Genomic DNA, 21,754 nt, shown 5'->3' with positions numbered 1-21,754 from the left:
GAATGCGCGTCCCCACAAAGCGCGGAGAGGTGGCCGAGTGTTGAAGGCGGCGGCCTCGAAAGCCGTTTTACGGGTAACCGTAACCAGGGTTCGAATCCCTGCCTCTCCGCCACCTTTTTCTTTTTCCCGTGCCGCATCCTCCGCGGCGTCATTCCTCCGCGTCCCGACGCTTTAATGAAGCGTGGGGACGCGTTTCCGCCGGGGTTCGGGACGGGGCATCCGCACGGCAGATTTGGGCCTTGACGGCCTTCTCTGGTGTTCCGCACAGGGCCTTGACGGGAGGGGGCGGCTCTGTCCAATGGAAGAACGACCCGGTCCGCCGACGCACCCTGCACGGTTGCGCCATGGCACGGAGCAGCGCGCCCGGGAGCCGCTTCGACGGCGCGGCGGGGGCCCTGCCCTTGCGGGCCTGCGGAATACCGGGCAGGCCGTGTTCTTATCCGAGGATGGAGGCCACCTCCTCCTGGTCCACGTCCATGATGTGGCGAATGCGCGATATCTCCGCGGCCTCACGGGTCAGGGCCGCGATGTCATTGCGCGACAGGTGCGCCATGGAGAATTTCCGGCTTCCCGCCATGAACTGGCGCAGTCCCTGGGCGAGCCGCTCGTAGTAGGTGTACAGGCCCAGGGCGCCCGTGGGGATGGTGTCGAAGTCAATGCCGCTCAATTCGCGGCGCAGTTCGACGGCCGTCACGAAAATGTCATCCTTGCGGTTGCCGAATCTTGAGATGTAGACCGGCACGTTGTTGGAGTCGATGGTGCGCCCGATGGTCTTGCCGACCATGGCGGCGGCGATGGGGGCGCGGGCCATGCCAACGATCTTGACGAAGGGCGCGCCCATTGCAAGCCCCTTGAAGATGTGGTCTTCGAAGGAGAATCCGCCGGCCACGGCCATGGCGGGCAGGTGCTCACCGCGCGCCGCGAGAGTCTCCGCGTACTGGTACAGCAGCGAATGCAGATGCACGGGGGGGACGCCCCATTCGTTCATCATGTGCCATGGGCTCATGCCGGTGCCGCCGCCCGCCCCGTCCACGGTCAGCAGGTCGAGCTTGTACTTGGACGCGTATTTGACCGCGCGCGCCAGGTCCGCCGGGCGGTAGGCGCCGGTCTTGAGGAACACGTACCTGGCGCCGGCGCGGCGCAGGCCCTCGATGCGCAGGGCGAACGATTCCTCGTCGACCATGCCGACCCGGGAATGGCGCTCGAACGCATTGAAGGACCCGTGCTCGAATGCCCTGATGACGTCGGGATCGGTGGGATTGGGAAGAACGACATAGCCGCGTTCGTGCAGCAGCCGCGCCTTCTTGAGGCTGCTGATTTTCACCTCGCCGCCGATGTCCTTGGCGCCCTGCCCCCATTTGAGCTCCACGCACCGCACGCCGAGTTTTTCGATGGCGTACTCGAGCACGCCCAGGCGGCTGTCCTCGACGTTTGCCTGCACAATGATGGCGCCGTAGCCGTCCCGCTGATGGTCCTTGTAGAGCCTCACACGGCGCTTGAGATCCGCGGTGTCCACGATGCGGCCGTCCTTGATCACGGCCTCCTCGTCCATTCCGACCACGTTCTCCCCGATGGTCAGGCCGGTGCCGGCAAGCGCCGAGCCGATGGCCAGGCCCTCCCAGTTGTTCTTGGCGATGTCGGTGGAGCCTATTCCGGGGATGTGCCACGGGTAGCGGTATTTGATCCCGTTGTCATGGCCGAAGCGGACTTCCAGGTTCACGGCGGGAAAGATGGCCTTGTCGCTGTCCGCATCAATGCCGTGCGCCCCGACCGCGGTGCCCATGATGTTGAAATGCGAATAGTCCACGGGATACGTCTTCTCTCCGGCGGTGGTGATGACGCCGAAGGGCTGGGGATAGAGGACCTCGTGCCCCCGATACGCGGACTTTCCGACCTCGCACATGCCGATGCATCCGTCCACGCAGGTCGCGCAGAGCCCCGAGGCCGGCACCACGGAGTCCACCGTGCGGTTCTTGGTCAGTGTGGCCGCCGAAGCGTTCACTTTCGAAAATGTGCTCTCCATCGTCTTGGAATCCTTTCAGTCCGTCAATTCTTGGGTTTTTCACAGGCGACACAGGGGTCCATGTAACACATCATGTCGTCAAAGGGGTCTTTTTCAACGCACGGCGGCGTCAGGTTCTGACACCCGCCACAGACAGCCTTTTCGGGGGCGTTGTAGGTGCAGCGGAGCTGGCAGGCCGGGCACACGTACATGCAGCCGCCGCAGAGCCGGCATTCCTCCGAGTGGACGTCAAACGGCGTGCCGATGCTCCGCTTTTCCCCCCTGTGCCGGAATCCGATGGCCTTCGCCATCATCTGCTCCTCGCACATGCGCACGCACAGCCCGCACAGGATGCAGTCGTCATGTTCCTGGAGGAACCGCTGCTGCCGGACGCCATGGGCCGCGGCGAGGTCCTGGATCACCTTGGACTGCGGGCAGGATGCCAGCAGCAGTTCCAGAATCATCCTGCGGGCCCGGAGCACCCGCCTGGAAGCCGTGCGGACAAGAAGCCCCTCCTCCACCGGATAGGTGCAGGAACTGACCAGCTTCGCGCGCGCCCCCTCTCCGATCTCAACGACGCAGAGGCGGCACGCCCCGTACGGAGACAGCCCGTCCATGTGGCAAAGGGTGGGGATGGGGAACCCGATGAACCGGGCGGCCTCAAGAACGGTGATGCCCCGCTCAACCCGAACGGCAAGGCCGTTGATGGTGATGTTGACCGTTCCATTCATGATGCTAGGCGACCTCCACCGCGTCGTGCTTGCACACACTCCTGCACGATCCGCACTTGATGCACTTGTCCGGGTCAATGACCTGGCGCTTGTTCCTCTCCCCGGAAATGGCCTGCGTCGGGCAGTTTTTGCCGCATGCCATGCAGCCCGAACAGTTCTCGTTGATTGAGTAGGAGATCAGCGGCTTGCACACGCCGGCGGGGCAGCGGTGCCCGTCTATGTGCTCCAGGTACTCGTCGCGGAAATAGCGCAGTGTCGAAAGGACCGGGTTTGCGGCGGTCTGCCCCAGGCCGCACATGGTCGTGTCCTTGACGGTGAGGGCAAGCTCCTCCAGCAGGTCCAGCTGTTCGCGGGTTCCGTTGCCGCTCGTGATGCCGTCGAGAATCTCATGCATCCGCTGGGTTCCCTTGCGGCAGGTGAAGCACTTCCCGCAGGACTCGTCCTTCAGGAAGCCCATGAAGTACTTGGCCACATCAACGACACAGGTGTTGCCGTCCATGACGATCATTCCGCCGGACCCCATGATGGAGCCGGCCTTGGCCAGGCTGTCGTAGTCAATGGGGAGGTCGAAGCGCGAGGCGGGAATGCACCCGCCGGAGGGCCCGCCGGTCTGCACTGCCTTGAAGTCCGCCCTGCCGACGGGACCGCCGCCAATGTCATGGACGATCTCCCTTATGGTGATGCCCATGGGAACCTCGACGAGGCCCGTGTTCCGGATCTTTCCGACGAGGCTGAAAATCTTTGTGCCGGAGCTGCCGCCGGTGCCGGTTTGGGCGAAGCGCTCCGCGCCCCCCCCGACGACAACGGGGATGTTTGCCCACGTCTCAACGTTGTTGATGCTCGTCGGTTTGCCGTTGATGCCGCGCTGGATGGGGAACGGGGGCCGCTGCTGCGGTTCGCCCATGCGCCCCTCAATGGACCGGATGAGCGCGGTCTCCTCGCCGCACACGAACGCGCCGGCGCCCTGGACCACCTGGATGTCAAAGCGGAAGTCCGTCCCCAGAATGCCCTCCCCAAGAAGGCCCAGGCCGCGCGCCTGCTGCAGCGCCAGACGCACATGCTTTATGGCCAGGGGATACTCGTTGCGGACATAAAGGATGCCCCTGGTGGCGCCCGTCGCATAGGCGCCAATCAGCATGCCCTCGAGTATGCTGTGCGGGTTTCCCTCAAGTATGCTGCGGTCCATGTACGCGCCCGGGTCGCCCTCGTCCGCGTTGCACACGAGGAACTTGTCCGGCGTGGCCGGCTGTTTCGACAGCATTTCCCACTTGAGGCCGGTGGGAAATCCGGCCCCGCCCCGCCCCCGCAGTCCCGAGGATTTGACTTCCTGGACAACCCATGCGGGGTCGCCCCGTTCCAGCACCTTGAGCAGGGCGGAGTACCCGCCGCTTCTGATGTAAGACGCCAGGTCTTCCGGGTCGACCAGCTCATTCCGGGAGAGAATCGTGCGCGTCTGCTTCTTAAAGAAGGGGATCTCCCTTTGAAAGGGCTCTTTCACCCCGGTGACAGGGTCCGCCCACACCAGGTCTTCCAGGATGGTCCCCTGAGCCGCCGCCTCGACCAGGCGTTCGGCGTCGCCCGGCTTCACTTTGGGATAGAAGACGCCTTCCGGCTCCACAAGAACCGACGGTTCCATTTCGCAGAAACCGTGGCAGCCGGTGACGCGCACCTGGATTTCGCCCGCAAGACCGCCTTGGAGAATCCTTTCTTTCGTCCTGCGGACCAGCTCGTCGGCGCCGCTGGCCCGGCCGCAGGTGCCTGCCGGAATCACCAGCGTCCGGCCATCGCCATTTGCGGCGCTCTGGAGTTCCGTCTTCAATTGATTTAGGGCGTTTTGGGGACTCAGTCGCATCTGTGGGCGCATCCTTTACAGGCTCTGAACGGTCACCTTCGGCTCTGAACTCGACGGCTTCGGTTCGACACGTATCTTCTTCAGAATTCTTCTGACACCGGCCGCGTCCACCTTTGAATGGTAAGTCCCGTCCACCACCACAATGGGGCCAAGGGCACAGGCCCCGAGACAGTTCACCGTTTCCAGGGTGAACTCGCCGTCCTCAGTGGTTTCCCCGGACTGGATTCCCAGTTGCCGCTCCAGTTCCTCCACAACCATGGGCGCGCAGCGGACATGGCATGCGGTCCCCATGCAGGCGCAGATGTAGTGCCGGCCGCGGGGCTTCAGGCTGAACGAGCGGTAGAAGGTCGCCACGCCGTACACATCGGCAAGAGAACGCCCTCCGGCGCGGGCAACCAGCCTGAGCGCCTCTTCCGGCAGATATCCATGCACGGCCTGGATTTCTTCCAGCATGGCGATCAATCCGCCGCATTCGGCGTTGTGCCTGCCGATTATGGACAGGATTTCGCGCTCATCTATCTGGGCCCGCATGTGTTCTCCTTTCGCCGGGCACGGCATGCCTGACGCGCCTCTCAGCAGTATTCCTCGCAGTGCCATGTCCCCCCTTCGCGCAGGCGGAACACGCAGGATTCCCGGCATCCGCAGTCCCCGCAGAGTCCGTCCACCCGGCTGGGATCCTGACGGTTGGAGTCGCCGGTCTCCGCGCGGTTCTTATGACCGGACACCGCAAGCTCGGTGAAGGCCCCACAGGAGAGAACCGGCTCGATGGAATCTACCGGGATGGTGCATCCCGCCGCCCACTTGCACGTGACGCACAGCGCTTCAGCTTCTCTGGTACCCATGGCAGCATCTCCCTTGAGGCCTGACCGTGTTTGGGGGTAAGCAACTGCCATGCCAAGAGGGCGGCGGCGGCGGACCATGGACGGATGAACCCTTTTGTCCGTTTTTGGGGCGCATTGTCCAAAGGGCAGCGCTGAAAAGGCCTCCCCATACCGGGGAGCTTTTACCCGCCGGGGAATTTTTCCCCGGTCATGCCCGTCCCCCCGAAGAGGCCGGGAGTTGTTCCGGAGAGAGGCGCGCTGAGCGCGGTCAGCAGGTGGGGGACTGCTCTTGTGTGCCCGAAAGACCGCGGAGTTTGTCACGGAGGGTTTTTCGGTCAATGCCAAGGATTGCGGCGGCGCGGGTCTTGTTGCCTCCCACGCTGGCAAGGACATCGCCGACGTATTCCGTTTCGACTTCCATCAGCGTCCGGTCAAGCCCGGCTCCTCTGAGGGCCGAGAAGCGCATGAGGGGGGGAAGGTCGGGGGCGTCAATGACACTCCCGTCCGTCATGACCACAAGTCTCTGGATGACGTTTTCGAGTTCCCGCACGTTGCCGGGCCAGTCGTGGTTTCTCAGCATGGCGACGGCCCTCTCCGAGAAGCGGGGCTGCGGCCGGTCCAGCTCGGCGGCGTATCGTTTGGCGAAGTGGGCGGCGAGGAGAAGGACATCGTCTCCCCGGTCCCGCAGGGGGGGGAGGACAATGGTGATCACATGCAGCCGAAAGAACAGGTCTTTTCGGAAGGTGCCTTTTTTCACCAGGCCGGCAAGGTCCTTGTTTGTGGCGGCCAGAACCCGCGTGTCGACCTTGCGCGGCCGGCTTGACCCCACCATGCAGACCTCCCGGTTCTCCAGAACACGCAGCAGCTTGACCTGCATGGACGCGCTTGTCTCACTCACTTCGTCGAGAAAGATCGTGCCCCCGTCGGCTGCGTGGAAGAAACCCGCCCGCGATTCCGTGGCGCCGGTAAACGCGCCCTTGACATGGCCGAAAAGCTCGCTTTCGAGCAGCCCGTCCGGGATTCCGCCGCAGTTGACGGGCACGAAGGGGGCCGATGACCGTTTTCCGGCGTAATGTATGGCGCGCGCAACAAGCTCTTTTCCCGTGCCGCTCTCCCCCGTGATCAAGACGGTTGCGGAAGTTGCGGAGGCTTTGGCGATGTCCTGCACCACCTTTCGGATGGCTTCCGACTCCCCCAGCAGACCATGCGTCGTCATGGGCGTTTGCGGAGCGGAGGCGCCGCCGCGTTTCCGGGCATCCAGTTTGCCGAGGGCGCACCGCACTGCGGACAGGAGTTCGGCGCCGGTGAACGGCTTCGCGAGGTATTCCTCGGCGCCGGACTTGATCGCCTTGACCGCACCCTCTATGGAAGGGTATCCGGTGATCATGATCACCTCCGTGTCCCGGAAGTTCTCCCGGACATGCCGCACAAGGTCCATGCCGCTGACTTTGGGCATCTTGAGGTCGGTGATGACGAGGTCTATTTTTTTCGCTTCAAGCAGTTTGGCGGCCATGGCCACGCTGCCGGCGGTCAGCACCCGGTATCCCTCCGCCGCCAGGTTCCTCTGGACCACCTCGAGCGTGGGCTCGGAGTCGTCGACCGCCAGAATGCATTCTTTTCGGGACTTCCCGGCCATGTCAGGGCTTCTCCCCGGCTTCGGGTTTCAACGGGGCATTCACCGGAAGCCGGATCTCACACCGGGTTCCCCGGCCCACTTCACTGTGGATTTGAATGGTTCCCGCATGCGACAGGACAATTCCGTGGACCACGGGAAGTCCGAGCCCCGTGCCCTGCCCCACATCCTTGGTCGTGAAGAACGGCACGAAAACCTGTTGAAGCGTTTCCGAATCCATTCCGGTCCCGGAGTCTTCGACACTGAGGCAGACATGGTCTCCGGCGGTTTCGGTCTGCACCCGAAGCAGGCCCCCCGCGGGCATCGCCTGCAGCGCGTTGACGGCCAGATTAACAAGCATCTGGTTCATCTGCGCCGGGTCGGCGGACACCAGGGGCAGGGAGGGGTCGAGAAGATAGTTGACCGCAACGCCCGCCTTGGCGCAGCGGGCCTCGATGAGGAAGAGCCCCTCGCGCACCAGTTGGTTGATGTCAACGGGGGCGGTCTCCGGGGGCGTCTGGCGGGCGAACACCAGGAGCTTCCTGATGACCTCGCGCGCGTGAAGCGCCGCGGTTTCAATCTTTCTGAGGTCGTTTTCCGCGGAAGCGGGGAGTTGGGGGCATTTTTCCGCGAGCTGGGCAAAACCCAGGATGTTGCCCAGGGGCTCGTTAAGTTCGTGGGCCACGCCCGCGGCCAGCAGCCCGATGGTGGCCAGCCTGTCCGCATGACGAAGCTGGTTCTCCAGATACGCCCTGTCCAGTTCAGCCTGCTTTCGTTCAATCACGAGCGCCACCTGCTGGGCGATGGCGTTGAGCAGGCTGCGCTCCTCCCGCAGAAACGGCCCCTCGTCGGATTCCGGCCGCTCCTCAAGATAGACCACTTCGACGAACCCGCGGTTCATCCCCCGCACAACAACGTCCGCGCGCTGGGTGTGCGGGGCTTCGCGGAACCGGGGCCCCGCATGACTGCGGCCATCCAGCACGATTCTGGCCGAGGCAATCTCCGGATACTGCCAGGCGGGTATCAGCGCCGCCACCATCCGCTTAAGAACGTTGTCCAGGGAAATTCCCGGCGTTCCCGCAATCTCGGCCAACCGCAAGAGGCAGGTCAGCTCCTTGACGCGCTCCTGCAGCGCGAGGGCCTTGCCTCTTCGGAGATTTGCTTGCGTCACGGTTCCACCCAATGCTGATGGGGACCGCGCACAGTCTTCAGCGACACGCGGTCCCTTGCCGTTAGTGTTGCACGATCGGCGCACAGATGCAAGAATTGCGCCGCGGGCCGTGTTGCGCCGCCCCATCAAAGCCTTTCCCGCTGAAGCGTTGAGGCGGAACCCCTTGCGGTCTTGTGTGTCCATTTGAAGCGGGTTTCCCGGGCCCCTCCTCCCCTTTCATGTCCACCCTGTCCACATGGGCCACCACGTCCACCGAAACCGCTCTGCTATACTCGGCGTTCGGGCGTTGTTTTCAGCGACTTTCACAGGAGGCGACATGCCGGGCAAACGGGTGAGGCTGTGGGCGTTCACGGGGGCGCTGCTGTTTCTGGCGGGGTGCAACACGATCCCGCTGCGGAACGAGCCGCTGGCGCGTTTTGACCGGGACTACGGCTACCGTTACCGGAACACGCCGTGCGGGAAGGGGAACTCGGACAGCCTGCTGGTGGTGCTGACCTTTTCGGGCGGGGGCACGCGGGCCGCAGCCCTCTCCTACGGCGTGCTGGAGAAACTGCGCGACACAAAAATCGTCTGGGAGGGACAGGAGCGCCGCCTGCTGGACGAGGTGGACATCATTTCGTCGGTGTCGGGGGGCAGCCTTCCGGCGGCGTACTACGGGCTGTTCGGCGACGAGATCTTCGCGGACTTCCCGGAGAAGGTCCTCTACCACAGCATCCAGGACGGCCTGATCCTCCGGGTGCTTTCGCCGCTGAACTGGCCGAAACTGGCGTCGCCCTTCTACGGGCGCACGGACATGCTGGCGGACGACTTCAGCCGCCGCATCTTCAGGGAAAAGACCTTCGCAGACCTGCAGGCGCGGAACGAGCGGCCGTTCATCGTGCTGAACGCGACGGACACGGAGCTGGGCACGCGCTTCGACTTCACGCAGCGGCAGTTCGACCTGCTCTACTCCGACCTGGGCGCGTACCCCGTGGGCCACGCGGTGGCGGCGTCGGCAGCGTTCCCGGGGCTGCTCACGCCGGTGACGCTGCGCAATTATCCCAAGGGAGACGGTTTTGTGAAGCCCGCGTGGATCGGCGACGAGCTGGCGCGGGAGCGCGCCGGGCATCCCCGGCACCGGGCGGCGCTCCAGGCGGAGAGCTACCTCGGGGAGGACCGGCCCTGGGTCTACCTGTGCGACGGCGGGGTGTCGGACAATCTCGGCCTGCTGCCGGTGCTCCAGCTCCTCCACGGCACTTTTCCGGGCGACAACTTCGGGGCCGACTTCAGGAACGCGGCGGTGCGGAAGATGGTGGTGATCACGGTCAACGCAAAGCGGGAGAAGAAGCCGCCCCTGGACCCCAAGGGCAAGGTGCTCGGCCTGTTCCAGGTGCTGGGCGTGGCCACCTCGGCCCCCCTCTCCAACTTGACGGACTCCGAACTGGTCATGATGCGGTCGTATGTGCGCCAGCAGGAGGAGCAGCAGCGCTTCAAGCGGCGGCTCACGGAACTCTACGGCGCGGAGGCGGTGGCGGCGAACTTCCCCGAACTCGCCGGCCCGGAGGTGGACCACCATTTCATCGAGGTGGACTTCGACCGGGTGCCCGACGAGGCGGAGAGGAAATCGCTGAACGACATCCCGACGGCCTTCAAGCTGAAGCGGGAACAGGTGGACACGCTCCGCCGCGCCGCCGGGGCAATCCTCGACGCGCACCCGGAGTTCCAGGAGTTTCTGTCGGAAACCCGGTGACGCCTACTCCTGCGCCGCGGGCGCGTCCTTGGGCAGCACCGTGACCGCGTTGGCGACGACCGCCGAATTGGGGACCAGGTACTTCTTGTCGCCGTCCGCCAGGGTGACGTAGCGCAGGTCCACGCCCTGGACAACCCCCTCGAACCCCGTCACCAGGATGCGGTCCCCGGAAACAAAGGGGCGGCTGAGGAGGAGCATCACCCCCGCCAGGGCGCTGGACAGCATGTCCTTGAGCGCGAAGCCGAGGGCGAAGCCTGTCAGGCCCAGGCCCGCGATGACGGCGGTGACGTCCACCCCGAGGGTGCCCAGGCCGCACACCACGCCGAACCCGGACAGGCCGACGGCCACCGAGCGGCCCAGGAGCAGGAGGATGTCCCGCCGCTGGGGGTCCTTTTCCGCGGCGCGCCGGATCACGGCCTCCGCAATTTTGCCGCCGAACCAGAATGCGGCCGCAACGGCGATCGCCAGGCCGACCTTCGGCAGATACGCCATGACCATGACCATGACACCGTCCATCACTCGCTCCTTTTCTGTCCCTTGCCCCGCAGGCGGTGCCCGGGACGCTGTGTGCCCTCGTCAGGCCCCGGGGGCCTTCCAGGTGAAGACCCAGTTTCCGGAACCCACCGTCAAGCGCGCCTCCCCCTCCCCGCCGCGCCGCGCGGGCGGTTCCGTCCCGCCTCCATCCACGGTGATTGTACCGCCGTCCGGCACCGGAAGCACAATCTCGGCGGCGGTGTTTCCGGGAATGGCAGCGGAGAGTGTGAACGCCCCCTCCGACCGTCTCCACTCCACGGCCACCCGGCCGCGCGGGCTGTCGAAATGGCCCTTGGCGGCGGCGAGGTCGCCGACAGGGGTGGGGGCGATGAGGAGGCGGGCGAAGCCCCGGCTGTCCGGGGCCTGGCGGATGCCGAGCACATACGCCTGGAACCATTCCTGGATGTGGCCGAACATGCAGTGGTTGAGGGACTCGCCGGGTTTGTCCCACCGCTCGGAAAGGGTCTTGAGGCCGTGCTGCTTGAGCATGCAGCCGTAGCCCGGCGGGTCGGTGCGGTTGACAATGCGCCACACGAGGTCGGAGCGCCCGGCGTCGGCCAGCGCGCGCACGAGATACCGGAAGCACACCTCGCCCGTGGTGGGGCGGAACTGCATGTCCTCCAGGGCCTTCACGAGGTTCGCGAGCACGGCGTCGCGGTCGGCCTCCGGCACGAGGCCGAAGAACAGCCCCACGGCGAGGGAGGACTGGCTGCCCGTGGCGACGCTTTTCGTGTCGGGATGGTAGTAGGCGGCGAGGAAGTCCCCCCGCACCCTGGCGGCCAGGTCGGCGAACTCCTCCGCGTCCGCAGCGCGGTCCAGTAGGCGTGACGTTTCGGCGAGGATGCGCGCGTTGTCGTGGAGGAAAGCCGTGGCGGTCAGCTCGTCCGGCGTGAGCTGCGAGGCGCCCGCGTGGCCCTTTTCCGGGGTCCAGTCATACCAGTCGCCGAGCCCTCCCCTGGCGAGCCCCTTCTCGTTCCGCGTGGACGCGAGATGGCGGGTGTACTTCGCCATGGTGTCGTACTGGCGGTCCAGGGTGCGGGTGTCGTCCTCCCACTGGCACAGGAGCCACGGCAGCTGCACGCAGGCGCTGCCCCACTCCGCCGACTCGAAGAAGCCGCCGTTGAAACGGGTGTACTCCGGGGCGATGTCGGGCACCAGGCCGCTGTCGAGCTGCGACTCCGTGGTGTCGCGGCAGATTTTCCGGTAGAGGCCCGCCGCGTCGTAGTGGTAGAGGATGGACGGCCCCATGAGGTGGGACACCTCCAGCCAGCCGAGCTTCTCGCGGTGGGGGCAGTCGGTCAGCACGCTCTGGAGGTTGCTGCGCACGGAGCGGGCCACCATGTCGTTGATTTCGTTCATGAGCGCGTTGTCGCACCAGAACGACCCGGCCTCCGGGGCGGCGCTGGAGACGAAGTCCGCGCCGACGTCCAGCAGCAGGGGCAGGCGGTTGTCCGCCCCGGCGTCCTCCGGACGGACGGCCCCCTTGAGGAAGAGGTACTGGAAGCCGAAATAGGTGAAGCGGGGCCGGAAGGTCTCGTCCCCCTCCCCCTTCAGCGTGTAGGTGTAGGAGTGGCCCTCCCAGGGGGTGTCGGGCAGTTCGCCCACCGTCACGGTCACCGCCGCGCCCGCCGCCCCGCGCACGGTGAAAAAGGGCACGGCGGAGAGGTTCTCGCCCAGGTTGACGAAGTACTCGCCCGGCGCGGTGGCGCGGATTTCCGCGGGGCGCAGGGTGCGCAGCACCTTCACCGGCGGTGCCTCGGACAGGCGGAGTTCGCCGCCCGGCCCCTCCGTCTCCTTCGCCGCCGCCCACGCGGCGTCGTCATAGCCGGGGGCGTCCCAGCCGGGGCGCTCGCGGCGGGCGTCATAGTCCTCGCCGCCGTAGATGCAGGTGAAGGTGATGGGGCTCTCCGCGGCGCGCCAGGAGTTGTCCGTGGCCACGACCTCCTCCGTGCCGTCGGCGTAGCGGACATGCAGTTGCATGATGAGCTTCTGGGGGCCGAACGTGCCCTTGAACTTGGTGTAGCGGCCGCCGGGCACGTTGTACATGCCGTTGCCGAGCATCACGCCGACAACGTTCTCCCCCGGGCGCAGTTGCGCGGTCACATCGAAGGGGACGTAGAGGCAGGTCTTCCTATAGTTGCTCCAGCCGGGATCCAGAAAGTGGTCCCCCGCCTTTGCGCCGTTCACGGAGCATTCAAACTGGCCCAGCCCGCAGACAAAGGCGACGGCCCGCGCCACCGGCTTGTCCTGCACGGTGAAGGACCTGCGGAACATCGAGGAGGCCCAGCCGTCGGCGGGCGCGGTGATCCACTTCGCGCGCCACGCCTCCCCGCGCGGCAGGCCCGCGCCCCACGCGGCGGGCTCGCTCCAAGTGTCCGTTCCCCATTCGCGCACGCGCCAGTGCACCTGCTGCGCCGGGGCGGGCATCGCGCCGGCATAGGCCGCCTGCTGTTCGGCCCCCCCGACCCTGCCCGAATCCCACAGGTCCGCCTCGCCGCGCAGCAGCGCCTCCCGCGAGGACGCCGCCTGCACCTGCCACGCCGTATGCGCACCCTGGCTTTCCGGGGGGAGACTCCACGACAGCACCGGATGGGGCTCATCCACCGCGACCGGATTCCCCATCCCCTCGCACTCCAGCCGTTCCGGCCGGATCTCCCCCCCGGCGGCGCAAAGCGAAACCCCCGTCAGCAGCGTCAACAGCAGGAAAAACGATCCAACGCGCATGGCGTGCATCCCCGTGGTTGCGTTGTCAAAAACCCGGGGAGGATTGTGGTCCGCGCCGGACGGGCAATGCAAGCGGGGCGGGTGAGATGGACTCTATGGACAGAATGGACGGGATGGACAGGGGAACAAACCTGCGCTTCCGTCCATGGGGTCCATGCCGTCCATGTCGTCCACCGTGCGGCGCGGAAGCGCGGCGGGCCGGTCCGCCCGGCGAATGCGGGGGCTTCCCGCGCCTTCCGCGCGGGTCTGTGAAGTTGCGCGGTTCCGGGGGCGTGTGGTACGATTACGGCGGTTGGGGCGGCTAGCTCAGTTGGTTAGAGCGCTGCTTTCACACGGCAGAGGCCACTGGTTCGAGTCCAGTGCCGCCCACCATTTTCTTGCCCTTTTTCCAGGCCTTTGGGGCGGCGCGCGGCCCGATCTCCTTCCGGCGTCCGGCGTCCCGCTGAAACAAGCTGCAGGCGCGGCCGGACCCTGTGCGTCTTCGGGGGCTTCGGGGGCATCCTCCCGCGCCGGTGCACTCCAAAGGGAGGCGCGTCATGGCCGAGCCCGAGCTGAAGATTCAGACGCCCTGGGAGGAAATCCGCGACTGCATCGTGCGGAATGACGCCGCCGGCCTGACGGAAACCCTTGACCGCATCCCCTCCAGCGACGTGGCGCGCGCGTTGGCGCGCCTGGACGACGAGGAGCGGATGCGGGTCTTCCAGATGCTGGACCCGGAGGACGCGGCGGACGTCATCGAGGAGCTGGAGGACTCGCAGGGCGCGGACATCCTGGAGGACCTGCCGGCGCACGAGGCGGCCCCGATCCTGGACGCGATGGAGAGCGACCGGCGCGCGGACATCGTGGGGGAGCTGGAGGAGGAGGACGCCGAGGAAATCCTGAGCCGGATGGACCCGGAGGAGGCGCAGGACGTGCGCGAGCTCCTGCTGCACGACCCGGAGAGCGCGGGCGGCGTCATGATGACGGAGTACCTTTCGTACGCGGGGGACACGGAGGTGGGCCGGGTGCTGCGGGAGGTGCGCGAGCAGACGGACGCGGGCGACGAGGTGGGCCTGCCCTACGCGTACGTCCTCTCGGAGAGCGGCAAGCTGGCCGGGGTGCTCTCGCTGCGGGAGGCGCTGATGGCGCCGGCCACGAAGCGCGTCAAAGACCTGATGATCCCGAACCCGGTGTATGTGTTCACGGACACGGGGCTCCAGGAGCTGGACGACATTTTCGAGCGCTACCCCTTCTGGGCGCTGCCCGTGACGGACGAGCACGGGGTGCTGCAGGGCGTGGTGCGGCGGGTGGACCTGGAGGAGGCCTGGAGCGAGGCGCAGGGCCGCAGTTTCCTGCGGTTCAGCGGCATCGTGAGCGGCGACGAGCTGCGGTCCATGCCCCTGTGGGAACGGACCCGCCGGCGGCTCTCCTGGCTTTTCGTCAACCTGCTCCTGAGCGGGGTGGCGGCGAGCGTGGTGCTGGCCTACCAGAAAACCATCAATAACGTCTTCCTGCTGGTCTTCTTCATGCCCATCATCGCGAACATCAGCGGGTGCAACGGGAACCAGGCGGTGGCGGTGAGCATCCGCGAGCTGACGCTGGGCCTGATCAAGCCCGAGGACTTCTTCCATGTGTGGATGAAGGAGATTTTTGTCGGCGTCATCAACGGCGCGGCCCTGGGCGCGGTGCTGGGGGTGGTGGCGGTGGTCTTCGGCGGGGGGTCGCCCATGCTGGGGCTGGTCGTCGCGCTGGCCTTCTTCCTGAACATCATTGTGGCCGTGTCGCTGGGCGGCCTGATCCCCCTGCTGCTGAGCCGGTTCAAGATTGACCCGGCCCTGGGCGCGCCGCCGATCCTCACGACCATCACCGACATGTGCGGGTTCATGCTGGTGCTCGGCCTCGCGAGCATCGCCCTTGCAACGGGCCTCCTGTAGGCGTATCCTTCCGGCAAACACCGCCCTGGAGGAGCGTCCCATGAGCCGTGCCGCCGCCCTGCTTCTTCTTCTGACCGCCGTGCCCGCCGCCGCGCAGGACCCCTCGCCCGAAAGGGCCGCGCGCACCGAATGGTTCCGCGACGCGGGCTTCGGCATCTTCGTCCACTACCTCGCGGGCATCCAGAACAACGCGGATTCCGTGCTGAGTCTGGGGAAGCAGACGGACTGGGACGCCTGCGTGCGGGACTTCGACACGGAGCGCTTCGCCGGCGCGGCCGCGGAGGCGGGCGCGGGCTACGTCATCTTCACGGTGATGCAGGTGTCGCGGTTCATGATCGCGCCGAACGCCACCTTTGACCGGATTTCGGGATACCAGCCCGGCGAGGCCTGCGCCACGCGCGACCTCATCGCGGACCTGGCGGTGTCGCTGGAAAAACGGAACATCCGGCTGATGCTCTACTACACGGGCGACGGCCCCCGGGCCGACGAGAAGGCGGGCCCCGCCTTCGGCTGCGGCGAGAAGCCGGGCATGGACTTTGTCAAGAAGTGGGCGGATGTCTTCCGCGAGTACGGCGAGCGCTACGGCGACAAGGTGGCGGGGGTGTGGACCGACGGCTGCTACGAGTGGCTGGGCTACGACGAGGAGCGGCTGGCCGTGCTGGCGGAGGGGCTGCGGGCGGGGCATCCGGACCGGATCGTCGCGTTCAACCCGGGGGTGGACCCCCTGGTGCGCGCGTACAGCGCCCACGAGGACTACACCTGCGGGGAGCAGAACCTCTTCCACGAGGTTCCCCCATCGCGCTTCCTCGGCGGCGAGCAGTGGCACATCCTCTCGTTCCTCAGCGGCACCTGGTGGGGCGAGCCGGGACTGGGTTACAAGAAGCCCGAGTTCGTGGAGTATGTCCGCCAGGTCACGGAGCGGGGCGGCGTGGTGTCCGTGGACGTGGCGCTCTTCCGCGACGGGTCGCTGGACAAGTCGCAGGTGGAGCTGCTCAAGGCGGTCCGGAAGGCCCTGAACGAGCCGGCGCCGGCCGCGGCCCCGGTGCCGCCGGGCAACCTCGCGTGGCGCAAGCAGTCGCGGCTGCTCTCGCTGGACGGCGCCCGGACGCTGGGACCGAGCTGCAAGACCCAGTTCGCCCGGCTGGGCGTGGACGGCAACCCGGAGACCTGCGCCCAGGCCGGGGGCGAGTACGCGTGGACCTATGAGGCGGACCTGGTGGACACGGCGGCGGTCCGGCGGGTGCGGGTGACCTTCCCGAAGAACGGCTACCCGACGGTCTGCGGGGTGCGCGTGTCCGCCGACGGGCGGCATTGGAAAACCGTCCACCGCGCGGAAAACCACAAGGGCGAGCCCCTGGAAATCGTCCTGGATACGCCCGAAAAGGCCCGGTATGTGCGCGTGTGCTCGGAGAAGCCCGACGCCCCCAACCAGCCCGGCGGCCAGATGGCCGTGGCCGAGCTGGAAGTCTACGCGGACGGTTCCTGACGCAACGGCACGGAGGCACGTAGAACGGAACACACCCTCCGGGGGCTGGAAAAGTGCCCTGTGGTTCTCCTATAGTACCCGCGTCCGGAATCGGCCGGAACCCAGAGAAGGAGTCCCCCATGTCCCCCAGCCGCCGCTCCACAGTATCTTTTTTCGTTTTTCTCGCGTTTGCCGTCTGTCTGGCCCCCCTGGCGGCCCCGGCGGACGAGCTCGCGGAGAAGGGGCGCGCTGTGTTTGAGTCCACCCGGGCCGCGGTGGTGACGGTGAAGATCGCCAGCAGCATCTCCTTCGGCGGGCAGGACCGGGAGCGGGAGGCGGAGGCGAACGCGGTGGTGATCGCCGGGGACGGGCTGGCGGTGCTGTCGCTGTCGGCGGTGGACCCGACGTCCATCCTGGCGATGATGGGCGAGGAGATGGACGGCACGACGAGCAAGCTGGTGTCGCTGAAGATGGTGTACGGGGACAGTTCGGAGCATGACGCGGAGCTGGTGCTGCGGGACAAGGACCTGGACCTGGGCTTTATCCGCCCGGTGGAGAAGCCGGCGGAGGCGCTGCCCTTTGTCAATCCGGAGACGGCCGCCGTGCCGGCCATCCTGGACCCGGTGGTGGTGGTGGGGCAGATGGGTCCGGTGGCCCAGCGGGCGCACACATCCTTCATCGAGCGCATTGAGGGGTTGGTCGAGAAGCCCCGGCCCTTCTATTTTATGGGGACGCACCGGTCGGACAGCGTGCTGTGCTCGCCGGTGTTCACGCTGGACGGCGCGCTGGTGGGCGTCGGCACGCTGCGCATGCAGAAGGGCGGCACCACCGGCGGGGACAGCATGGTGGTGATCATTCCGACGGCGCAGGTTCGGGAGCTTCTGGGCCAGGTTCCGCCGCGGGCGGAGTGACGTCCGGCCCCGTGCCGGCGCCGTGCTTCTTCCTGCGGGTGAAGAAATCGTAGACGATGGGGATCACGAGCAGGGTGAGGACGGCGGAGATGGCGATGCCGCCGACGGAGGCGACGCCGAGGGGGACGCGGGGCTCCGAGCCGATGCCCTGGTCCATGGCCAGGGGCAGCATGCCGAGGATGGCGGCCGCGGTGATCATGACAATGGGCCGGAACTGGTCGCGGCAGGCGGTGATCATGGCGTCATGGGAGGACATGCCCTTCCCCCGGTACTGCTCCACCGAGTCCATGATCAGGATGGCGTTGTTCACCACGATGCCGATGAGCATGACGATGCCGAGCATGACCATCATGTTGATGGCGAGTCCGGCCGCCCACAGGGCCCACACCACGCCGACGAAGCCGAGGGGCAGCGTGAGCAGGATGATGAAGGGCCGGAAGAAGGACTCAAGGATGGCGGCCAGGGTCAGATAGACGAGGATGATGGCGATGAGGCCCGCCTCGGCGAAGGCGGCGTTGCCCTCCTGCATGACCTCGTACTGCCCCGGAAAGAACAGCACGTAGCCGGCGGGGAGCGGTATCTCGGTGGCGAACAGCTCCTTGATGTCGTCCACCGCCTCGCCGAGCGGCTTGTCCGCCGAGTTGTTCACGAACACCTTGGTGATGCGCATCTTGTCTTTGCGCAGGATCTGGATCGGCGCCAGGCGCTCGGTGACCGCGCCCACCGTCGAGAGGAGCAGCGGGCTGCCCGGGGGGCCGGGAAGCAGGAACTGCCCCACCTGCTCCTTTCCCTCCTCCTCGGCCAGCTTCACCACGATGTCATAGTTTCGGCCGTCCTTCTTGTAGACGGCGGAGGTGAGGCCCTCCAGGTTGGCGCGGAGCGCCATGCCCACACCCACGGCCGGCATGCCCAGGTCGGACAGCACCTCGCGCTTCGGCGTCACGCGCAGTTCGGGCTTGCCAATCCGGACACTCGTGTCCACGTCGTCGAAACCGTCCCGGCCGCGGAGGGCCTTTTCCAGCCGGAGGGCCAGGCTGTCGAGCAGGGAGAGGTCCTCGCCGGCGATCTCCACCTCGATCTTGGCGGACTGCCCGCCGACGGTGCTGGGGGTGGACACCGTGACGATCGCGTCCGCGTACCCCTCCATGCTCCTGCGGGCGGTCGCCACCAGCTCGTCGCCCGTCTCCGCGCGCTCGGTCCGCTGCGGAAACACCAGGGTCACCTGTGCGAGATAGACGCCCTCGCTGCCCTGGCCGAGCACGCCCTCGACCTTGCCGATGGTGGTGACCATGTGCTTCAGCCCGGGCAGCCCCGCCAGCCGCTCCTTGACCTCCCCGACCCGCGCGGTGGTCTTTTCCAGGTCGTAGCTGGTCGGATACTCAAGCTTCACGGAGACCTTGCCGCGGTCGGAGTCGGGGAAAAAGGTGAATCCCAGCCCGGCGGCAAGCCCCAGGGAGTGCCAGAGCATGAAGACGCAGAAGGCCATGAAGGCCAGGGCGGCCAGCCGGTTCTTCTCGAAGAACCGGAGCAGCCGGATAAACCCCTCGGTCACGGCGTCCAGCGCGCCGTTCCACAGGCGGTCCATGAGCGCAAGAAGGCCGCCGGCCCCCTCGGGGACGGGCTTGAGGAGCTTGGCGCACAGGATGGGGGTGAGGGTGAAGGAGATGAACAGGGAGGCGACGGTCATGATGACCATGGACAGGGCAAAGGGGGCGAAGAAGAATCCGACCATGGACTTCATGATGATGATGGGGAACAGCACGACGACGTTGGTGCCCGCGCTGGCGAGCACGGCGATGCCGACCTCGCCGGCGCCCAGCCGGGAGGCCTTGACGGGGTCGCCGGTCTCCTGGAGCCGGGTGAGGATGCTCTCGAGGACCACGATGGAGTTGGTGACAAGAATGCCCACGGAGAGGCCGATGGACATGAGGGTGGGCATGTTCAGGGAGTAGCCGACCGCCTTCATGAAGAAGAGCCCGATGACGATGGTCAGGGGCATCGTGATCGCGACAATGATGGTGGACCGGATGTTGTAGAGGAACAGGAAAAGAATGAGCGCGGTCAGCAGGACGCCCTGGATAATGTTGGACGTGGCGCTGTCCACGGACGCCTGGATGAAGGTGCCGTCGTCCTCCACCCAGTCCAGGCGCATGCCGCCGGGCAGCCCCGTGCGCAGTCGGTCAAGGGCGCCGCGCACATTGTTCACCACCTCCACCGCGTTCGCGTCGGCCTTCTTGACCACCTTCACAATGATGGCCGGCTTCCCGTCAATGTCCGCCGTCTGGCGGAGCTCCTCGGTGGTCATCCCCACCTCGGCCACGTCGCGCAGATAGGTGCGGATGCCGTTCTCGTTGGCGATTTCGAGCCCGCCCAGGGCGGCCATGTCCTCGTATTCCGCGTCAAACTTGACGGAATACTCCATGCCCTTCTCGCGGATGCGGCCCGAGGGCACGGTCTTGACGCCCTTCTGCACCGCCTCGACGACGCTCATGCTGGTGAGCCCGCGCGAGGCGAGGCGGTCGCGGTCGAGGGTCACATGAACCTCGCGTTTCGCGCCGCCGACCAGCTCCACGGTGGCCACGCCGGACAGCGTGGCGAGGCGGTCGCGGAGCAGGTTGTCCGCGAAGTCGAACAGCTCCTCCACCGGCGCGTCGCCCGAAAGCGCGAGGGTCACGACGGGCAGGGCGTTGATGTCAAATTTCAGGACTTTCGGCTTCTCGCAGCCCTCCGGGAGGTCCACGAGGATCAGGTCCAGCTTGGACCGCACATCGTTGGCCGCCACGTCCACATCCACGCCCATCTGGAACTCGATGAGGGTCTGGCAGACGTTCTCCATGGCCACGGAGTTGACATGCTTAACGCCGTCAATGGAGACCACGGCGTCCTCGACGCGCTTGGCGATGTCCACCTCGATGTCGGAAGGGCTCCCCCCGGGATACACCGTGAGCACGGTGACGTAGGGGAAGTCCACCTTGGGCATGAACTCAAGCCGGATGGTGCGGTAGGCGTTGAACCCCAGGATGGCCAGCGCAATGAGCAGGGCCGACATGGCCACAGGCCGGCGTATGGACGCGTTTGAGAGAAACATTAGCTGCTGGAATCCTGTGCTTGAACCTTGGCCCCGTCCTCGACAAGCGTCTGGCCCATGGTGACCACCGGCGTCCCCTGCGCCAGGCTGTCCGACGGCAGAATCTCCGACCAGCCCCCGTTGGCCAGCCCCACGGCCACCTCATGGACGCGGGCCGTGTCCCCGTCCACGGTGAAGAGCATGGACTTGCCGGCGCGCTGCACGAGGGCGCCCGTGGGCGCGGCCAGCCCGTCCCGCCGGGCAAACACCACGACGAGGTCGGCGATGCCGCCGGTGGACATGCCCTCGGGCAGGCGCCCGAGTTCGCAGCGTATCTCAAAGGCGCGCAGCTTCGGCGTGATGGACGGGCTCTTGTAGGTGACTTTGGCGGTCCCCATGTCTTTTCCGTAGGCCGACACGCGCACCTCGGTCTCGTTCTCGCGGACCTTTTCGAAGTGCTCCGCCGGCAGGTACGCCGAGGCCTCCAGCACCGTCATGTCCTCGACCCGGACGACCGGGTGGCCGGCCTGGGCCATCTCGCCGACCTCGGCGAGTTTCACCGTGACCACGCCGTCAATCGGGGATTTTGTGGTCGCGTCGTCCAGGGTCTTCTGGGCGATTTCCACGGCGATGCCCGCCTGCTCCTCCTGCTCGCGGCTGAGCTGCACCATGGTCGCGGCCATGTCCAGCGCGGCCTTCATCTGCTTGTACCGGGACTGCTGCATCTCCAGCACGTCCACGGGCACCACGTTGTCCTCGTAGAGCAGCTCGTAGCGCCGCAGGTCCACCTCGGCCTTCTCGAAATCGGCGCGCACCTGCGCCACCCGCGCCTCGGCCTGCTTGCGGGCGTTCTCCGCCACCGCCTGGTCCTGGCGGCGCACGTCCAGCGCGTGGCGCAGGTTCACCGAATCCACCGTGAAAAGCACCGTCTCGCCCGCCTTCACGGCGTCGCCTTCGCGGACGAAAATCTCCCCGATGGTGCCGCCGATCACGGGGGACACCATGGCGAAGTTCTTGGCGCGAATGTTTCCCTGGACCGCCACGCGGTCCTCGAAAGCGCGCGTCTCCAGGGGCGTGACGGAGACGGGAACCACCCGCTCGGCCGCGGGGGCGGCCTCCTCCTCCTTGTTCCCGCCCATCCGGGTGAGAAGCAGGTAGGCGGCCCCGGCCAGCACCGCGATCAGCACAAGATTTGAAACAGCTTTGAGAATCACTTTCATGG

15 protein-coding genes and 2 tRNA genes are annotated in these 21,754 nt (G+C 66.5%); 6 read left to right on the top strand and 11 right to left on the bottom strand.

Features of this window, described 5'->3' with window-relative positions; genetic code table 11:
• The first annotated feature begins 23 nt into the window (after positions 1 to 23).
• Positions 24 to 112 (top strand) — tRNA-Ser (locus GXY15_01440).
• Positions 113 to 436: 324 nt separating this feature from the next.
• Here GXY15_01440 and GXY15_01435 read toward each other — a convergent pair.
• The 7 genes from GXY15_01435 to GXY15_01405 form a co-directional block, all read right to left on the bottom strand.
• Positions 437 to 2,023, bottom strand: a complete 1,587-nt coding sequence (locus tag GXY15_01435) for an FMN-binding glutamate synthase family protein (protein ID NLV39876.1) — start codon at positions 2,021 to 2,023, stop codon at positions 437 to 439.
• 23 nt (positions 2,024 to 2,046) lie between these two features.
• Positions 2,047 to 2,733, bottom strand: a complete 687-nt coding sequence (locus tag GXY15_01430) for a 4Fe-4S dicluster domain-containing protein (protein ID NLV39875.1) — start codon at positions 2,731 to 2,733, stop codon at positions 2,047 to 2,049.
• 4 nt (positions 2,734 to 2,737) lie between these two features.
• Positions 2,738 to 4,585, bottom strand: a complete 1,848-nt coding sequence (locus GXY15_01425) for a 4Fe-4S binding protein (protein NLV39874.1) — start codon at positions 4,583 to 4,585, stop codon at positions 2,738 to 2,740.
• Between the two features lie 15 nt (positions 4,586 to 4,600).
• Complete coding sequence (locus GXY15_01420) at positions 4,601 to 5,116, bottom strand: NAD(P)H-dependent oxidoreductase subunit E (protein NLV39873.1); 516 nt, start codon at positions 5,114 to 5,116, stop codon at positions 4,601 to 4,603.
• Positions 5,117 to 5,157: 41 nt separating this feature from the next.
• The gene (locus GXY15_01415; GenBank protein NLV39872.1) at positions 5,158 to 5,427 is read right to left on the bottom strand and encodes a hypothetical protein; all 270 of its coding nucleotides are present in this window, start codon (positions 5,425 to 5,427) and stop codon (positions 5,158 to 5,160) included.
• Positions 5,428 to 5,674: 247 nt separating this feature from the next.
• Positions 5,675 to 7,042, bottom strand: a complete 1,368-nt coding sequence (locus GXY15_01410) for a sigma-54-dependent Fis family transcriptional regulator (protein ID NLV39871.1) — start codon at positions 7,040 to 7,042, stop codon at positions 5,675 to 5,677.
• 1 nt (position 7,043) lies between these two features.
• Positions 7,044 to 8,189 carry a PAS domain-containing sensor histidine kinase gene (locus GXY15_01405; GenBank protein NLV39870.1) on the bottom strand — a complete coding sequence of 382 codons (1,146 nt, stop codon included), beginning with the start codon at positions 8,187 to 8,189 and terminating at the stop codon, positions 7,044 to 7,046.
• A 316-nt stretch (positions 8,190 to 8,505) separates the two neighbouring features.
• Between GXY15_01405 and GXY15_01400 the strand changes: the two genes are divergently transcribed.
• On the top strand, positions 8,506 to 9,918 hold the full coding sequence (locus tag GXY15_01400; protein NLV39869.1) for a patatin-like phospholipase family protein: 1,413 nt from the start codon (positions 8,506 to 8,508) through the stop codon (positions 9,916 to 9,918).
• A 3-nt stretch (positions 9,919 to 9,921) separates the two neighbouring features.
• Here the strand turns inward: GXY15_01400 and GXY15_01395 are convergent, their stop codons facing one another.
• Positions 9,922 to 10,434 (bottom strand): mechanosensitive ion channel, encoded by a 513-nt coding sequence (locus GXY15_01395; GenBank protein NLV39868.1) that lies wholly within the window; start codon positions 10,432 to 10,434, stop codon positions 9,922 to 9,924.
• Between the two features lie 60 nt (positions 10,435 to 10,494).
• A complete protein-coding gene (locus GXY15_01390) occupies positions 10,495 to 13,176 on the bottom strand; it encodes a family 78 glycoside hydrolase catalytic domain (GenBank protein NLV39867.1) in 2,682 nt (893 codons plus the stop codon).
• A 295-nt stretch (positions 13,177 to 13,471) separates the two neighbouring features.
• Here GXY15_01390 and GXY15_01385 point away from each other — a divergent pair.
• From GXY15_01385 to GXY15_01370, 4 genes are all read left to right on the top strand, one after another.
• Positions 13,472 to 13,548, top strand: a tRNA-Val gene (locus tag GXY15_01385).
• 164 nt (positions 13,549 to 13,712) lie between these two features.
• A complete protein-coding gene (gene mgtE / locus GXY15_01380) occupies positions 13,713 to 15,089 on the top strand; it encodes a magnesium transporter (GenBank protein NLV39866.1) in 1,377 nt (458 codons plus the stop codon).
• 40 nt (positions 15,090 to 15,129) lie between these two features.
• A complete protein-coding gene (locus GXY15_01375; protein ID NLV39865.1) occupies positions 15,130 to 16,575 on the top strand; it encodes a hypothetical protein in 1,446 nt (481 codons plus the stop codon).
• A gap of 119 nt (positions 16,576 to 16,694) precedes the next feature.
• Positions 16,695 to 17,465, top strand: coding sequence for a trypsin-like peptidase domain-containing protein (locus GXY15_01370; GenBank protein NLV39864.1), 771 nt, complete (start codon positions 16,695 to 16,697; stop codon positions 17,463 to 17,465).
• On the opposite strand, the gene GXY15_01365 is transcribed toward GXY15_01370, so the two are convergent.
• Together GXY15_01365 and GXY15_01360 are read right to left on the bottom strand one after the other, a co-directional pair.
• Entirely contained in the window at positions 17,407 to 20,553 is a 3,147-nt protein-coding gene (locus GXY15_01365; protein NLV39863.1) for an efflux RND transporter permease subunit, read from the bottom strand. The two genes, GXY15_01370 and GXY15_01365, sit on opposite strands and share 59 nt — an antisense overlap.
• Positions 20,553 to 21,752: an efflux RND transporter periplasmic adaptor subunit gene (locus GXY15_01360; protein NLV39862.1), complete on the bottom strand. Its 1,200-nt coding sequence runs from the start codon at positions 21,750 to 21,752 to the stop codon at positions 20,553 to 20,555. Before GXY15_01360 ends, GXY15_01365 begins: the two co-directional genes overlap by 1 nt.
• Positions 21,753 to 21,754 lie beyond the last annotated feature (2 nt).

The organism is Candidatus Hydrogenedentota bacterium (assembly GCA_012730045.1).
Taxonomy (GTDB): domain Bacteria; phylum Hydrogenedentota; class Hydrogenedentia; order Hydrogenedentales; family CAITNO01; genus JAAYBR01.
The sequence above is the reverse complement of the archived record's forward strand: the minus strand, read 5'-3'. Positions and strand labels throughout refer to the sequence as shown.

Bases quoted from the DNA above. Each gene is read 5' to 3' on its own strand.
- mgtE (NLV39866.1), top strand. From the start codon at position 13,713: ATGGCCGAGCCCGAGCTGAAGATTCAGACGCCCTGGGAGGAAATCCGC.
- GXY15_01395 (NLV39868.1), bottom strand. From the start codon at position 10,434: ATGGACGGTGTCATGGTCATGGTCATGGCGTATCTGCCGAAGGTCGGC.
- GXY15_01390 (NLV39867.1), bottom strand. From the start codon at position 13,176: ATGCGCGTTGGATCGTTTTTCCTGCTGTTGACGCTGCTGACGGGGGTT.
- GXY15_01420 (NLV39873.1), bottom strand. From the start codon at position 5,116: ATGCGGGCCCAGATAGATGAGCGCGAAATCCTGTCCATAATCGGCAGG.
- GXY15_01365 (NLV39863.1), bottom strand. From the start codon at position 20,553: ATGTTTCTCTCAAACGCGTCCATACGCCGGCCTGTGGCCATGTCGGCC.
- GXY15_01370 (NLV39864.1), top strand. From the start codon at position 16,695: ATGTCCCCCAGCCGCCGCTCCACAGTATCTTTTTTCGTTTTTCTCGCG.
- GXY15_01415 (NLV39872.1), bottom strand. From the start codon at position 5,427: ATGGGTACCAGAGAAGCTGAAGCGCTGTGCGTCACGTGCAAGTGGGCG.
- GXY15_01425 (NLV39874.1), bottom strand. From the start codon at position 4,585: ATGCGACTGAGTCCCCAAAACGCCCTAAATCAATTGAAGACGGAACTC.
- GXY15_01375 (NLV39865.1), top strand. From the start codon at position 15,130: ATGAGCCGTGCCGCCGCCCTGCTTCTTCTTCTGACCGCCGTGCCCGCC.
- GXY15_01400 (NLV39869.1), top strand. From the start codon at position 8,506: ATGCCGGGCAAACGGGTGAGGCTGTGGGCGTTCACGGGGGCGCTGCTG.
- GXY15_01360 (NLV39862.1), bottom strand. From the start codon at position 21,752: ATGAAAGTGATTCTCAAAGCTGTTTCAAATCTTGTGCTGATCGCGGTG.
- GXY15_01430 (NLV39875.1), bottom strand. From the start codon at position 2,733: ATGAATGGAACGGTCAACATCACCATCAACGGCCTTGCCGTTCGGGTT.
- GXY15_01410 (NLV39871.1), bottom strand. From the start codon at position 7,042: ATGGCCGGGAAGTCCCGAAAAGAATGCATTCTGGCGGTCGACGACTCC.
- GXY15_01435 (NLV39876.1), bottom strand. From the start codon at position 2,023: ATGGAGAGCACATTTTCGAAAGTGAACGCTTCGGCGGCCACACTGACC.